General features: G+C 35.0%; 15 protein-coding genes. 13 read left to right on the top strand and 2 right to left on the bottom strand.

Translation table 11 applies throughout. The features are described 5' to 3' along the window. Positions 1-81: 81 nt before the first annotated feature. Entirely contained in the window at positions 82-1,539 is a 1,458-nt protein-coding gene (locus tag LDB17_RS02260; protein ID WP_252638590.1) for an aminoacyl-histidine dipeptidase, read from the bottom strand. Positions 1,540-1,749: 210 nt separating this feature from the next. On the opposite strand from LDB17_RS02260, the gene LDB17_RS02255 reads away from it, so the two are divergent. The 3 genes from LDB17_RS02255 to upp all read left to right on the top strand — a co-directional run bounded on the left by LDB17_RS02255 (position 1,750) and on the right by upp (position 3,914). Next, positions 1,750-2,367 (top strand): OmpH family outer membrane protein, encoded by a 618-nt coding sequence (locus LDB17_RS02255; RefSeq protein WP_006843300.1) that lies wholly within the window; start codon positions 1,750-1,752, stop codon positions 2,365-2,367. A gap of 80 nt (positions 2,368-2,447) precedes the next feature. After that, on the top strand, positions 2,448-3,194 hold the full coding sequence (locus tag LDB17_RS02250) for a shikimate dehydrogenase (protein WP_252638589.1): 747 nt from the start codon (positions 2,448-2,450) through the stop codon (positions 3,192-3,194). A gap of 63 nt (positions 3,195-3,257) precedes the next feature. Then, complete coding sequence (gene upp, locus LDB17_RS02245; protein WP_135104806.1) at positions 3,258-3,914, top strand: uracil phosphoribosyltransferase; 657 nt, start codon at positions 3,258-3,260, stop codon at positions 3,912-3,914. A 74-nt stretch (positions 3,915-3,988) separates the two neighbouring features. Here upp and LDB17_RS02240 read toward each other — a convergent pair whose 3' ends face one another. Next, positions 3,989-4,912, bottom strand: a complete 924-nt coding sequence (locus LDB17_RS02240; protein ID WP_252638588.1) for an SPOR domain-containing protein — start codon at positions 4,910-4,912, stop codon at positions 3,989-3,991. 132 nt (positions 4,913-5,044) lie between these two features. Between LDB17_RS02240 and LDB17_RS02235 the strand changes: the two genes are divergently transcribed. From LDB17_RS02235 to LDB17_RS02190, 10 genes are all read left to right on the top strand, one after another. After that, a complete protein-coding gene (locus tag LDB17_RS02235; RefSeq protein WP_252638587.1) occupies positions 5,045-5,635 on the top strand; it encodes an SIS domain-containing protein in 591 nt (196 codons plus the stop codon). Between the two features lie 302 nt (positions 5,636-5,937). Next, positions 5,938-8,355 (top strand): SLBB domain-containing protein, encoded by a 2,418-nt coding sequence (locus tag LDB17_RS02230; protein WP_252638586.1) that lies wholly within the window; start codon positions 5,938-5,940, stop codon positions 8,353-8,355. A gap of 1 nt (position 8,356) precedes the next feature. After that, complete coding sequence (locus LDB17_RS02225) at positions 8,357-9,454, top strand: Wzz/FepE/Etk N-terminal domain-containing protein (RefSeq protein WP_252638585.1); 1,098 nt, start codon at positions 8,357-8,359, stop codon at positions 9,452-9,454. Positions 9,455-9,537: 83 nt separating this feature from the next. Next, entirely contained in the window at positions 9,538-9,789 is a 252-nt protein-coding gene (locus tag LDB17_RS02220; protein ID WP_393924867.1) for a hypothetical protein, read from the top strand. Between the two features lie 9 nt (positions 9,790-9,798). Beyond that, on the top strand, positions 9,799-11,067 hold the full coding sequence (locus tag LDB17_RS02215; RefSeq protein ID WP_393924866.1) for a hypothetical protein: 1,269 nt from the start codon (positions 9,799-9,801) through the stop codon (positions 11,065-11,067). A 17-nt stretch (positions 11,068-11,084) separates the two neighbouring features. Beyond that, positions 11,085-12,203 (top strand): glycoside hydrolase family 99-like domain-containing protein, encoded by a 1,119-nt coding sequence (locus LDB17_RS02210; protein WP_252638583.1) that lies wholly within the window; start codon positions 11,085-11,087, stop codon positions 12,201-12,203. Positions 12,204-12,215: 12 nt separating this feature from the next. Next, positions 12,216-12,950, top strand: coding sequence for a glycosyltransferase family 32 protein (locus LDB17_RS02205; RefSeq protein ID WP_252638582.1), 735 nt, complete (start codon positions 12,216-12,218; stop codon positions 12,948-12,950). A 31-nt stretch (positions 12,951-12,981) separates the two neighbouring features. Next, complete coding sequence (locus LDB17_RS02200; protein WP_252638581.1) at positions 12,982-13,965, top strand: glycosyltransferase family 2 protein; 984 nt, start codon at positions 12,982-12,984, stop codon at positions 13,963-13,965. A 50-nt stretch (positions 13,966-14,015) separates the two neighbouring features. After that, complete coding sequence (locus LDB17_RS02195; protein ID WP_252638580.1) at positions 14,016-14,579, top strand: acyltransferase; 564 nt, start codon at positions 14,016-14,018, stop codon at positions 14,577-14,579. Then, positions 14,579-15,691, top strand: a complete 1,113-nt coding sequence (locus tag LDB17_RS02190; RefSeq protein ID WP_252638579.1) for an EpsG family protein — start codon at positions 14,579-14,581, stop codon at positions 15,689-15,691. Before LDB17_RS02195 ends, LDB17_RS02190 begins: the two co-directional genes overlap by 1 nt. Positions 15,692-15,697 lie beyond the last annotated feature (6 nt).

Here is a 15,697-nt window from a genome sequence, read left to right as displayed (position 1 = left end):
GCGTATGTCAAAAGTAAATCTTTACAATCAAAGTCACTTTTTACACACACCCATACTCGTATTCTTACAACCGGCTTCTCTTTATTTAGCCGGAATATTCTTCAACACTTCCAATAAGAAAGGCCACCATTTGGCTACAGAAGGAATTTCTATCTGCTCTTCGGGAGAGTGCGCGTTACGAATTGTCGGACCACATGAAATCATATCCAAATGCGGATATTTCTCCAAGAACAGACCACATTCCAATCCGGCATGTATAGCCATTATTTCAGGTTCTTTACCATACAGGCTTTCGTATGCCTTCTTAGCCACCGCCAATACTTTAGAGTCCGGATTTGGCTTCCATCCGGGGTAGCCTGCCGAATGCACAACCTCAGCTTTAGCCAATGTAAATACTGCATTTACAATATTACCCGCATCATCTTTCAACGAGTTGGTAGAGCTTCTTTGGCTTGTTGTTATAACAATTGTATTGCCTTCTTTCATCTTCACGGATGCCAGATTTGTAGAAGTTTCTACCAAATCGGGTATTTCATGGCTCATCGCCAATACACCATGAGGACAAGCATAAATTCCGTTCAGCAAGTTACCGGTTGTTTCCTTATCGATAACAAAAGCCGGTATATCTGTCGAAGACACCGTCATTTTCACATTCGGGTCTACAACCTTGAGTTCGCCCTCTATTTGCGGAACGAGCGTATTCAATTCTACGATTACATCTTCCTTCTTGCTGTAAGGTACTCCGGCAATAGCATAAGCCTCGCGGGCAATCGCATTGTGAAGGTTTCCTCCATCGATCTCGGCAAGGACCAAATCTTGTTTTTTATTGAGTTCCCACAAGTAGCGGTTCAATATCTTATTGGCATTACCCAATCCTTTGTGAATTTCGGCTCCTGAGTGTCCTCCGTTCAATCCATTTACCTGAACTTTGAACCAAAAATAATTTGCAGGTACTTCTTCTTTCTTATATGTAAATGTAACAGTGGTAATCTTCCCTCCGGCACATCCTATATATATTTCACCTTCTTCTTCTGTATCCAGATTGATAAGCACGTCTCCGGTAAGGAAATCTTTTCCTAAAGCATACGCCCCTGTCAAACCTGTTTCTTCGTCTACGGTAAACAAACATTCGAGCTTGCCATGCTCTATTGTATCAGACGCCAAGATAGTCAAAGCAGCAGCAACACCCATACCATTATCAGCACCCAGGGTTGTTCCTTTGGCTTTGAGCCAATCTCCATCTATATAGGTTTCTATCGGATCGTTGTCGAAATCGTGCTTGGTTCCGCTATTTTTCTCGCACACCATATCTACATGCCCTTGGAGTATTACGGTCGGAAGATTTTCTTTACCCTTGGTTGCCGGTTTTGTTATCAAAACGTTGCCTGCATCGTCTTTTTTGGCTTGCAGGTTATGTTTTTTTGCGAATTCTAATAGGTAGGCGATTATTTTTTCTTCTTTTTTAGAAGGTCTCGGAATTTGAGTTATTTCGTGGAAATAATTCCATATACCACTCGGTTTTAAATCTTTAATTGTCATATTAATATTTTAATTATTACTTACACTTTCATAATAACATATAAAATTAAAGAGATATACCTTAAAATGCAATTTTTTTACAACTTTTAAAGGTTTAAAATTGATGTTGTTTTAACATAAAGATATATCTTTGCCAAGTCGTTAAAAAACACAGGCATAATTGCGCCTTGTTTTTTGCTACAGGATAAGATTAACTAAATGTTTTTATAAATGAAAAATATCTCTTACATTATTAATGGCGTTTTTGCTGTTGCAATAATCGTCCTTTTCATTTTATTTTTCACATCTAATAAGGGAAACACAGGAACTGAAGACTCATCTCTCACATTCACAAAAGGAGACTCTACCGGCATGCTTCCTATAGCTTATGTAAATGTAGATTCACTTTTGATAAACTACAATTATGCTAAAGATGCGAATGATGCGTTGATGAAAAAGTACAATAGTTCAAATGCTACTCTTACCCAAAAGCAAAGACAACTAGAAGCCGAAGGCGCAGAATTTCAGAGAAAAGTTCAAAACAATGCATTCTTAAGCCAAGAAAGAGCACAGCAAGAAGCTGCACGCATCCAGAAACTGGAAAGTGACCTGCATGCAATGGCTCAAAAATTGCAAGAAGATTACATGAGAGAACAGCAAAAAGTAAATACACAGATGGCCGATTCTGTTCGCCTGATATTGAAGGAGATGAACAAAACAGCCAACTACCAAATGATATTTAGCAATACAGGTTTGGATAATGTTCTGTTAGCCAAAGATGGTTATGATATTACACAGAAGGTGATAACCCTGTTGAATAGCCGCTACAAACCTGAAGCTTCTAAGTAATAGGTAAATGATTAAAAAATAGGGTAACACCAAATTGGAGTTATCCTATTTTTTTGCAGTATAGAGAAAAAATCAGCATTATGGACACGTATGGACTAATCGGATACCCTCTGAAACACTCATTTTCCAAGAAATTCTTTACCGAGAAATTCGAAAAGGAGGGAATTGATGCAGAGTATCTCAATTTTGAAATTGAAGATATCTCTCAATTTACTGATATTATCCGCAACTATACAACCCTTAAAGGTCTGAATGTAACAATCCCATACAAAGAAAAAATAATACCATACCTCGATGGACTCGACAAAGGGGCTGAAAGTATCGGGGCAGTAAATGTGATAAAAGTAATCCGAGACAAAAACAATGCAACAAGATTGATCGGATACAACTCCGATATTATCGGATTTCAGGAGTCTATCAGGCCGCTTATCAATACGGCTATCCATAAAAAAGCATTGATATTAGGAACAGGCGGTGCATCCAAGGCGGTAAAAGGAGCGTTAGATGCACTAGGCATAGAGTGGATATATGTATCGAGAACTCCGAGTGAAGGACAATTATCATACAACGATATTGACTCACAGGTAATGGAGAAATATACCGTCATCGTCAACACATCGCCACTCGGCACTTTTCCGGACGTAGACAATGCCCCCGACATCCCATACACCCTACTCACAGACAGACACCTACTGTTCGATCTGGTGTATAATCCGGCTGAAACAAAGTTTCTGAGGCTGGGCAAAGAGAATAAGGCTAGTATAAAAAACGGAGCCCAAATGCTCGAGCTGCAAGCCATTGCGGCATGGAAAATATGGAATGAATAAATTCCTTGGTAAGACAAATAGAAATGTGAAAGAAAACTTATACCTTTAAAGTCAAAAATCAAGATGAGAATTATAAATCTTTCAGAGCAAAACACTATCCTCAATCGTTTTGTCAGCGAATTGCGCGATGTAGACATCCAAAAGGATAGTATGCGTTTCAGACGAAATGTTGAACGCATAGGAGAAACAATGGCTTATGAGATCAGTAAAACACTGAATTATGCGCCGCTCGAAACTCAAACACCTCTGGGTACATCGATTACAAATGTGCCTACCGACCCTATCGTTATCGCTACAATACTTCGTGCAGGACTTGTTTTTCATCATGGATTTCTGGAATGCTTCGACAAAGCAGAGAATGCTTTTGTTTCTGCCTATAGGAAATACAGAGAAAACCATCAAAGTTTTCATATCCACATCGAATACATCGCTTCTCCACAAATAGAGAATAAGGTTTTGATCCTTACCGACCCGATGTTAGCTACAGGTGGCAGTATGGATTTATCATATCAGGCGCTATTGACAAAAGGTGAGCCAAGCCATGTGCATATAGCGACTATAATAGCAAGCAAGCAAGCTATTGACTATTGTGCAAAAAACTTCCCTCAGGAAAAGACTACAATATGGGCTGCGGCTATCGATCCAGAACTGAACGAATCGGCATATATCGTTCCCGGATTAGGCGATGCCGGAGATTTGGCATACGGAGAAAAAGAATAAATACGATATTTATAAAATCAAAAAAGAGGAAAAACTTATCTTTCCTCTTTTTTTGCTATATATCGCTCTACTAATTAGTTCCTTTTGGAATACAACCAAGCTGTTTCGTATTTTGGATTCTCTTTACGGAATGTGTCCAAAAAGCCTTCGGCTTCAGGCTTATCAGAGAATGAAGCTACATAGATACGGAAACGACCTCCTGCTTCTAAGATATTTACACTCTGAAGACCACTCTTCTTAATCTTGTCCAACAAACGTTCTGCTCTCGATTGCGTATCCTCTCCTCCTACAATGATATAGTATGTACGTAAAGATTGAGGCGGTGTTTGAGACTCTTTATTCTCTACCTTGGCTTCTACAACCTTAACAGAATCAGGATCTAATAATGGTTTTACTTGTTCTGCAAGAGAATAGATAAAGCCCGATTGCTGAGGTATCCCGCTTTGCATATCTGTATTGTTACTTACATTTGCCGATGGCACTGTGAATAAAAACATGGCAACCACAGCAGCAGCAACACTTCCGAGAGCATATTTAATCGGAAAGCTTTTTCTCGAAACAGACTCCCGTCTATTTATATCCGACAGATTGCTTAACCCTACAGCGGTAAGACCATAAAGAGATGGAAACACAAAAGATGGATTAGCCTCGAACAGAAGTTTACCTTCCTTATTCATATATAAACTACCCAATCTTCCACAAGTTACAGGCTTTTGAGTAGAAAGCTCTTGTTTTAACCCTTTGACAAAATCTTTTATTTTTTGCAATGCAGCATTATATGTCATTTTCCCGTCTCTTATATAATAAGAGACGATTACACCATCATCATGCTTCAGATCAGGGTTGAAAGTTATCATATATCCGGGTACGGAAACATTAGCATCAATATGATGCAATGGTTCCTCCTGATTGACAATAAACCCACCCAACTCTGGTATAATCACACAGTTATGGATTGGCAAGGCAAATTCTAAATATGTAAAGACTTTGTTTTCCATAGAGGCAAAGATAATTATAAGTTGTAGAAATGAAAAAGATGATGTTCTCTTTTATTTAAAAAGTTACTAACAATTAACCGTGAAAATTGTTAAAAAAAAGTTACTTTTGGGACTAATTAGCTAAAACAGAATATGGAACTTGAACAAATTATTACAGAGCACATCCGAAAGTCTATCTCTGTAAAGGAATCTATACTATCCAATCCGGCGATCATGGCAAGTATCAAAGATGCTGCTACAGCAACAGTGGATGCTTATAAAAGAGGAAAAAAAACACTGATTGCAGGAAATGGAGGAAGTGCTGCAGATGCACAACATATAGCCGGGGAGTTTGTCAGCCGATTTTATTTCGATAGGCCCGGAATTCCTTCCATAGCATTATCAACTGATACATCTATTATAACAGCAATAGGAAACGACTACGGATTCGACAGACTTTTTGAGAGACAAGTGCATGCTCAGGGTGCAGAAGGCGATATTTTTATCGGTCTTACAACATCCGGCAACTCCGAAAACATTGTCAGGGCACTGCATGCATGTAAAGGAAAAGGCATAAAATCTATAGTTTTGACGGGTAAATCGGGAGGCAAAGCTTCTGAGCTATCTGATATTTGTATAAAAGTTCCGTCGGAGGAAACTCCAAGAATACAGGAATCACATATACTTATAGCTCATATTATTTGCTGTATCGTTGAAGAAGAGTTATTTGGAAATCAAAAGTAGCCTCAATCTTGATTGTATTGAAACCGACTCCGGATACCAATATATATATTATCTAAAATTGTTTTAACTTAAAAATTAGCTACATTTGTAAAGTTAAAAATAACAAACATTGTATGATCGAGACACAATATCAAAATAGATTACCCCTGAACCATCTGACAGGCACCTAGATACACGCTGATGGTTGTTGCAAAAGGATATTTATAGATTATTGAATTGTTTACTAAAATAATAAACCTTGAATACAAATTAACATAGAAAATCTAGAGTCATTGCTTTTAAGCCTTTAATATTTTAAATATATGAAAAGAGTTATTCTTTATTTTTTTATTTCATTAATTTCAGGAAACCTGTTGTTTGCCCAGATGTCCGACTCACAGGTCATAGAATATGTTAAAACAGAGGCAGCCAAAGGAACTTCCCAACAAATGATTGCTACCGAACTTTTGAAGCGGGGAGCAACTCAAGACCAGCTATTAAGGATAAAAAGTCAGGTAAATCAGCAAAATCAGAATACCAGCAATATAAACACCCCGACAAGCAGACCGACACTCAGAAAAGACGTAACGAGTGAAACGTACGCTCTTAGAAATGACTCCATAGCCAGACAGTTGGAATACCAACGAGAATATGGCCTTTTAGAAGATAACAAACCTGTAATTTTCGGTAAAAATATATTCAACCAAAAGAATCTTTCATTTCTACCTAATATGAATATCCCGACGCCCGAAGATTATAAATTAGGACCCGGTGATGAAATAGTCATTGATATCTGGGGGGCTTCTCAAGCATCACTGCAACAAATAATTTCTCCGGAAGGGAGTATTGTAGTAGACAGGCTTGGCCCTGTTTACTTAAACGGAATGACAATAAGAGAAGCGAACTCTTATATACAACAAAAGTTTTCTAGTGTTTATTCAGGCATCGGTAACGAAGGAGGATCTTCCCAAATAAAACTTACTTTAGGCCAAATACGTACTATCCAGATAAACATATTAGGAGAGGTTGCTGTACCGGGTACATATGCCTTATCTTCTCTCTCATCGGTATTTCATGCTTTATACAATGCAGGAGGGATAAATGACATCGGTTCTTTACGTTCTATTCAACTGTATCGTAAAGGTAAGCTCATAAAAACAATAGACATCTATCAGTATCTATTGAATGGGAATGCAAGTGGCGAAACCCGTTTGATGGATGGAGATATTATTATGGTTCCTCCATACATCTCTCTTGTAGAGATAGTAGGGAAAATAAAACGCCCTATGTTTTATGAGATGACAGTAACCGAAACCCTTTCAGACTTAATTAAATATTCGGGAGGTTTTACAGGCGATGCATACAAAGACAAAATAGATATTACTAGAAAAACAGGAAAATACGATAAGGCCTATACTGTTAGTTCTAAAGATTTTGAGAATTTCATATTAGACGATAAAGATAGCATCTTTGTTAGTGCGGGCTTAAATCAGTTTGACAATAGAGTTGAAATAAAAGGTGCAGTATTCAGACCCGGTTACTATGAAGTGGGCGAACAGATAAAAACAATAAAGAATCTAATCGAGAAAGCCGGAGGTATTAAAGAAAATGCATTCCTCAACAGAGCGATACTCACAAGGGAAAGAGCAGACTTAACTCGTGAAACAGTTCCTATTAACTTGAAAAATCTTCTTGAAGGCCGTACCGCAGATATCAATCTGAAGAAAAATGATATGCTTCTTGTGGCTTCAGATAGTGTATTAGTTGAATTGGGCAGCTTCACAATTTATGGCGATGTACAGGTTCCGGGTGAATATGACTATGCCGAAGGAACAAGTATCGAAGACTTAATCATCAAAGCTGGAGGTCTTCTGAAATCAGCCTCTTTAGCAAAAGTGGATGTTTCGAGAAGGATCGTTGACCCTTTAAGTATTGAGAGCCCAAATGTGATAGCCGATATCTATACATTTAATATAAAGAATGGATTGGTAGTAGATGGTCCACCCGATTTTGTATTGAATCCATACGATCAAGTTTACGTAAGGCGTAGTCCGGGATATATCGAACAAAGAAATATAGAAATTGCGGGCGAAGTTCTATTTCCGGGCAAATATGCTTTGAAGGAGAAAACCGAAAGACTATCGGATATTGTAAAACGAGCTGGCAATTTAACCCCCCATGCATTTTCTGCCGGAGCAAGGTTGTTAAGAGAGAAAACAATAATGGAAATGACTGAAGAGAGAAAAGCTATGCAAGCCCTATCAAAGGGACTGAAGGACTCTATTTCTACAGATTTACTAAACATTAATCCTTATTACTCAGTAGGTATAGAATTGGACAAAGCGATTGCAAATCCAAAATCAGAATATGACCTTGTTCTTCGAGAAGGAGATCAACTTATTGTACCGGAATATGATAACACTGTAAAAATTAATGGTTCCGTCATGTACCCAAATACTGTTCTATACAAAAGAGGACAGAAAGTATCTTATTACATTAATCAAGCTGGAGGATACAGTGATTTGGCAGAAAAGAAAAGAGCATATATTGTATATATGAATGGAACTGTTGCTAAGGTTAAGGGTTCAAATAGAGATGCAATCCAACCCGGATGTAATATTGTTATCCCATCTAAGGAACAGAAAGAGAAAATGTCATTAGCTCAGATATTAAGCCTAGGTACCAGTGTTACATCTATGGCTTCTGTCGTTGCTTTATTAATAAATAATTTGAGCAAGTAAAATGGAAGGACAAAGACAAAATAATATATCAGAGGAAAAAGAAATTGACCTGCTAGCATTAGGTAAGAAAATCTGGCTAAAGAAAAAGTTTATACTAAAAGTTGTTGGTATAGGTTTTATTTTCGGATTGGTAGTTGCCTTTAGTATACCTAAGGAATATACAACGACGGTGGTGCTACTCCCAGATACCCAGTCCTCATCATCTGGGACATTGAGTTCTTTGGCATCTTTGGCAGGCATAAATTTAGGGGGAGCTCCCGGAACAAACGCTTTGGCCACGCCAGATCTATACCCAGATATTGTGAATTCTTCACTTTTCTCACAAGGGTTGTTAAATATTGTTGTAATGGATTCTGAAAAAAAAATCGACACAACTTTATACGCATACCTTAATAATTATCAGTCAGCAGCATGGTGGAATCACATATTAGGAGCTCCTAGATTATTGAAAGGACTACTTTCATTTGAAAGGAACAAAGATATAACAGACAAGAAGGAGACTTACAACAATTACTTCATACCAAAAGAAGAACAAAAAATATTAGATAATCTGAAGAGCAGATTAGCTATAGGCTTTAATAAAAAAACAGGAATTACAACTATTGATGTTACAATGCAAAGCCCTGAAATTTCTGCATATATAGCTGATACATTAACATCATATCTCCAGTCATATATTATTGATTATCGCACGCAAAAAACACGTCAAGATTTAGAATATGCACAAAAGTTATATCAAGAATCCAAAGAAAATTATTATAAAGCACAGAAAGATTTAGCTGTATTTATTGATGGTAACCTGAATGTCGTCTCCGCCTCCTTCAGAACAACCCAGGAGCGATTACAAAATGAAGTTAATCTGGCTTATTCTGTTTATAACCAGACAGCACAACAACTTCAATTAGCAAAAATAAAAGTACAAGATAACACTCCTGTTTTCACTGTCATACAGCCAGCAGTACAGCCACTGGAACCTTCTAAGCCTTCGAAAAAATTAATTATGATCGTATTTTTATTTTCATCTTTAATGGGTGCATCAGCATGGGTACTAAAAGACGATTTATTGGGAATATCGAAAAAGAATACTGAAATAAAATAATTTTGATTCGCAAACTAAAATATAAGCGTATATCCAAAATTGTAAGGATTTCATATATGCTAAAAATTGACAAATAAGCTTTAATGGAAGATAAAAAACGTTTAGGTATAAACCTTGTAGCGCAGCTATTTGCGTTTATTGTAGGATTTATCATTAACTTCTTCTTAGCGCCTTTTGTTATAGCTAAATTAGGAGCTGAGGCATATGGGTTTATCGGACTAGCTAATAACTTTGTTTCCTATACAACACTAATAACCATCGCACTTAATTCAATGGCTGCTCGTTTTATAACAGTCAGTTTTCATAGAGGTGATACTGAACTCGCAAAAAAATAGTTTGCCTCTGTGTACTATTCGAACCTTTTCTTAGCTATAGTTATAGCACTTTTTGCAATATTTATAGTTGGATTTCTTAATTACCTTATACAGATTCCACCTGAACTAGTTGGAGATGTAAAATTATTATTTGGATTGACATTCATTAATTCAATTATAGCACTTACCTCTAATGTATACTCTATAGCTACTTTTGTTAAAAACCGATTAGATCTATCCTCTCTAAGAAATATAGTTTCTAATCTATTAAGAGTACTCTTTATAATAACACCTTTCCTGCTATTTGTACCACATCTATGGTATTATGGTATCTCTGCCATAGCAGCAACTTTATTTATTGCAATAACTAATCGCAGATTAACTCGAAATTTACTGCCTGGTTTTAAAATAAATAAGTCATTATATGACTTTAAGTTAGTAAAGGAACTTATTTTTTCGGGAGTCTGGAATTTATTTAGCAAATTAAGTGAAGTATTATCTACAGGTATAGATTTATTGCTCGCCAATCTTTTTATTAGTGCTACGGCTATGGGTACACTTTCTATCAGTAAAGCTGTCCCAATAGTAATCTTATCTTTGTGCAGTTCTATTGCGGCAGTATTTGCCCCTAAATTAACAGAATTGTATGCGAAAGGTGAGATTCTGCAGTTAAAAAAAGAACTATTGAACAACATACGAATTATGGGTATTTTGTCTGCGCTTCCACTAATAGTATTCCTTATTTTAGGTGAAGTCTTTTTTCAGTTTTGGGTACCTACACAAGATGCTAATCGTTTAAGTGTTCTTTCTTCAATTGCTATATTAAGTATGTTGATCCTCATGCCGATAGAAAGTTTGTGGAATATTTTTACTATTACAAATAAAGTAAAACAAGTATCAATAACTTTATTTATATTCAACCTTCTTTTATCTGCGACTATTTTTATAGGAATCTTTTATTTTGATAGCGAATATCATAAACTTTTGTCTATTGTCGTTGCACATTTCATTTGGGGTGCAATACGAGGTTTAACATATTTACCAATATATGGCGCGAAATGTCTAGGGCTCAAATGGTATACATTCTACCCTTTGATATTGAAAATTCTATTTCTATCTACAATAATAATAATTAGCCTCTCACTCTTGAAACGATATTTCATCATTAATAACTGGCTGGATTTCATACTATATGCTTCCCTTATAGGTATAATTACCACAATTATCATGGGCATATTCATTTTACAGAAAAACCAAAAAGCAAAGATTATTTATCTAATAAAACAAAGATTACTTTAGTAATAATACAAAGAAATATGAAAAAAAAAGCTAAAATAATTGCATTATATCTACCTCAATTTCATCCTACACCTAATAATGATATTTGGTGGGGAAAAGGATTTACTGAATGGACTAACCTTTGTAAAGCAAGGCCTCTTTTTAAAGGGCATTATCAACCTAGAGTTCCTGCAGATCTTGGATTTTACGATTTGCGAATGCCTGAAGCTAGAAAAATGCAAGCTGACATGGCTCGAGAATACGGTGTTGATGCATTTTGCTACTATCATTATTGGTTCGATGACAATCACCAAGAGCTGGAGAGACCCTTTAATGAGGTCCTTAGTTCTGGTGAGCCTGATTTTCCTTTTATGCTATGCTGGGCTAATGAAAGTTGGCATACAAAGTTTTGGAGACATGATGGCACCTCTGAAAAAAAATTACTTGTAGAGCAAAAATATGGAAATGAGAACTCAAATATATTACATTTTGAACATTTACTCTCAGCATTCAAAGACCCTCGCTATCTTAGGAAAGATGACAAACCTCTGTTTATGATATACAGACCTCTAGCGTTTCCTAATGTAAAGGAATTTATCGAATTGTGGCAAAAATTAGCTATCAAAAATGGATTGAATGGAATTTATTTTATAGGACAAACTGAATATGTTGATTCTGTAGGGGATGAGATTCTAGCTTTAGGTTTTGATGCAGTGAATGCTGTACGTCTTTATGAAGAATTCTCTTACAATAAGAAGAAGAACTTGTTGACAAAAATTTATCTGAAAACATTAAAACTAACAAAGGTTAAATTTTTCCCCAAAAACAGAAGAATTGACTATAGAAAATGCTATTCTAAGTTTGTTGGAGAAAAAGAGAAAGAAGAATTTATAGTTCCAACCTTAATCCCTAATTTTGATCATACCCCAAGAAGTGGTATGGGAGGACATTTATTAGATAACTCTACTCCGGAATATTTTGGCATGCATGCTAAGCAAGTTTTTGAAACATTAAAGATGAAAACAGATAATGAACCCCTTGTCTTTATTAAGTCATGGAATGAGTGGGGTGAAGGAAACTATATGGAACCTGACCTTCGTTACGGAAAAGGCTATTTAAAAGAACTAAAGAAAGCAAAAGAAGAGTTTGAATCTTAAAAACAAACATGTATGATCCCCAAGACTATTCATTACTGTTGGTTTGGAAGAAAACCATTGCCTGCATTAGCTATAAAGTGTATAGAATCATGGAAAAAGTATCTTCCTGATTATGCGATAAAAGAATGGAATGAAGACAACTTTAATGTAGACATAATACCTTATACACAAGAGGCATATAACGTAAAGAAATATGCGTATGTAAGCGACTATGCACGCTTTAAAGTTCTACATGACGAAGGAGGGATATATCTGGACGTTGATGTAGAAGTATTAAAGTCTTTAGATAGCTTGTTAACAAATAAAGCATTTGCTGGATTTGAAACAGACACGATGGTTGCTCCTGGCCTAATATTAGGTGCAGAAAAAGAAGATAAATTAATAAAAGATATTCTGAATAGATATAATAACAAATCATTCATCCTATCTGATGGATCTTTCAATTACGAGACTGTAGTTGTTCACATGACAAATATCCTGGTTGAAAAAGGCCTACTGTTAAATGGTAAATTACAAACCATATCCGGATTGACAATCTATCCTTCTGATTATTTTTCGCCAAAGTCATTCGAAACAGATAAGATAAATATTACTAAGAATACATACACAATTCATCATTATGCAGCCAGTTGGGTGCCAAGGTATATGCAACTGGAGAAGAAAATTTGGAATCTTTTGAATTTAAAGAACAGATATTTTCTTGCGAGATTCGTAGCTAAAATAAAGAAAATAAAGAATAAAATATAAGGACGGAATTGTCCGTTAAGCAATTTAATAAATGAAACCCAAAAGACTAAGCATTATAGTCCCTGTATATAACGTAGAACCATACATAGCAAAGTGTTTAACGTCCATATATTCGCAAGATGTGCCCTTTGATACTTATGATGTGGTTATTGTTAATGACGGGACAAAAGATAATAGTATGAGTATTGTCAGTAAATACATGCACCAATATTCAAATATAACTATTATCAATCAAGAGAATAAGGGATTAAGTGAAGCGAGGAATGCTGGTCTAAAAATTGCTGATGGACAATATATCTGGTTTATCGACAGTGATGATTGGATAGAAAAAGATGTTCTTAAGAAACTCTATCAGCTGATAGATAAATATGAAGCTGATGTCTATGCTACCCCGCTGAATAGAGTAAAAGATGACATCAATATAGGGAATGATTTTTCCATAGCTGATAATATTCTTATAAAAGGTAAAAATTACCTGTTTGAAAATTTGCCTTACGGTGCATCTCCACGCTTTATACTAAAGCGAGATTTCTTACTTGTTAATAATTTAAAATTCCGTCCCAACTTATTACATGAAGACGGAGAGTTTGGTCCTAAAATGTTATATCTTGCAAATGATATTTACATCATGAGCAATTCTATTTATAATTATCGTCTTCGTTCCTCTGGTTCAATAATGAGTTCGTGGAAAAAGAAAAATTCAGAAGACTTAATTTGTATTCATAAAGATTTAGCTATTTTTTGTACTAATATGATAGAAGACATTAATGACAAAAGGAAGTTTAATGTTATTATTTTTAATACACTAAGAGTTTCAATTCTATTTGCCAAAGATCAATGGCAGACAAAAGAATTTAAAGAGTTTTATAATGAGTATAAAAATTATATAAAAGAAAAAGCATGTAGTAATATAAATAGATTTACATTTAAGCATTTTGGTTTTAAGGTGTTCTTCAGTTATATTCTTATCTATATAAATCCCATATTCTTTTATAAATGTAAAAACTTATTATGATTATTTTTGCATACTTATATAAAGTAATAAATAAAATCTTTAGGGTTTTGATGAAAACTCAATGGGTTATTACATTCCTTAAGCTTAAACTAAACGGAGTGAAGTTTTCTTCTGATTTTAAATCGAATGGAATTCCTATTTGTCATATCGATCTAGATGCTGAAGTATCTATTGGATATAAGTTTAAGATGAATAATGGACTTCTTAATAATATGATAGGGAGGCAACAACCTTGTTTTTTTGTAGTAGCAAAGGGAGGTGAATTAAATATAAAGAACAATGTAGGCATAAGCGCAACTGCAATAGTTTGCTGGAGTAAAGTAGAAATCGGAAATAATGTACGCATAGGAGGAGGAACTGTTATATATGATACGGATCATCATTCACTAGACTATAAAGAACGCACAGCAGTTCCTGAAATTAAAGAGAATATTAAAACTTCTCCTGTTATTATAAAAGATAACGTATTTATAGGTGCAAACTCAACTATATTGAAAGGAGTAACAATAGGTGAAAATTCAATTATTGGAGCATGTTCAGTTGTGACTAAGAACGTTCCAAAAAATGAAATATGGGCAGGGAATCCAGCCAGGTTTATTAAATCTTTAGGTTAATGGGATCAGTAGGTAACTACATATTTTTAGAAACACTTCTATTATTTATTTTCATCTTTTGTGGATTTGGAATAAGCAAAGGCAGAAAAGATCAATTTTGGATCTATTCGAGCATTGTTATTATATCATATTCTTTAATTAAAGGACTAAGATATGGTAGAGGTCCTGATTATCTATGGTACAAGCTCCAATATGAGAATATGGATCTTGCAGAAAAGAAAGAATTGGGATTTAGATTTGTAAACGAGATTCTCAGCGCACTGGATATACCGTATTATGGAGCATTTATTCTTTATAGCTTCGTCCTGATAGTTGCTGTAATGATGCTACTGAAAAACTATAGAGAAATAGCCATGTATGCTCTACCTATATTTTTTATTGTTACAGGCTCTTATTGGGCCACTGCTGCAATTCGACAATATTTAGCAATGGCCTTTATCCTTATCGCATTCTTATATTTAATGAAGGATCATATATGGAAATGTTTGGGTTTTATGCTTATTGGGATACTAATTCATACTGCATCTTTTATCTTTCTGCCTTTTTTCTTATTATTTTATTATATAAAAATTCCTATTAAATCTCCTTATCCACTTATTGCATTATATTTGATTGTCTTCTTTATGTGGAAAATTGAATATTGGAGTGAATATGTTATTCTTTTTGATGCTCTTAGCTTAGATAAGGATGTGAAATTTTCAGGTTATTTAAACAATGCTGAATTTTGGTTTACTGATGCAGGATCAGATGGAAATATAGCATCTATCACTCTTTTATTTAGACGGTTATTATCAAATGTAATCCTTATTTATTTTGGAGTAAAATATTTGAATCGTATCCAGAACTTCAGATTACCTTTTTTCCTGTTTTATCTCTCAATTATTATATTAAAAGTATCTGGAGATATTGAACTGCCGATGAGGATCGGTCTTGGGTTTAATACTTTCGAAATGTTTGTAGCAGGAGTTGTACTATCAGAGACTAAAAAGACAGATATTTATACCTTTTGCGCTATGTTTTTTTTAATAATAAATTACGGGTATAATTGGATTGCACCCTTATTATCCGCAACCCCTGAAACAAGTATGTTTATATGGGATATCATTCATTAAATAGAT

The organism is Dysgonomonas sp. Shenzhen-Wh21 (genome assembly GCF_043392705.1).
GTDB lineage: Bacteria > Bacteroidota > Bacteroidia > Bacteroidales > Dysgonomonadaceae > Dysgonomonas.
The sequence above is the reverse complement of the archived record's forward strand: the minus strand, read 5'-3'. Positions and strand labels throughout refer to the sequence as shown.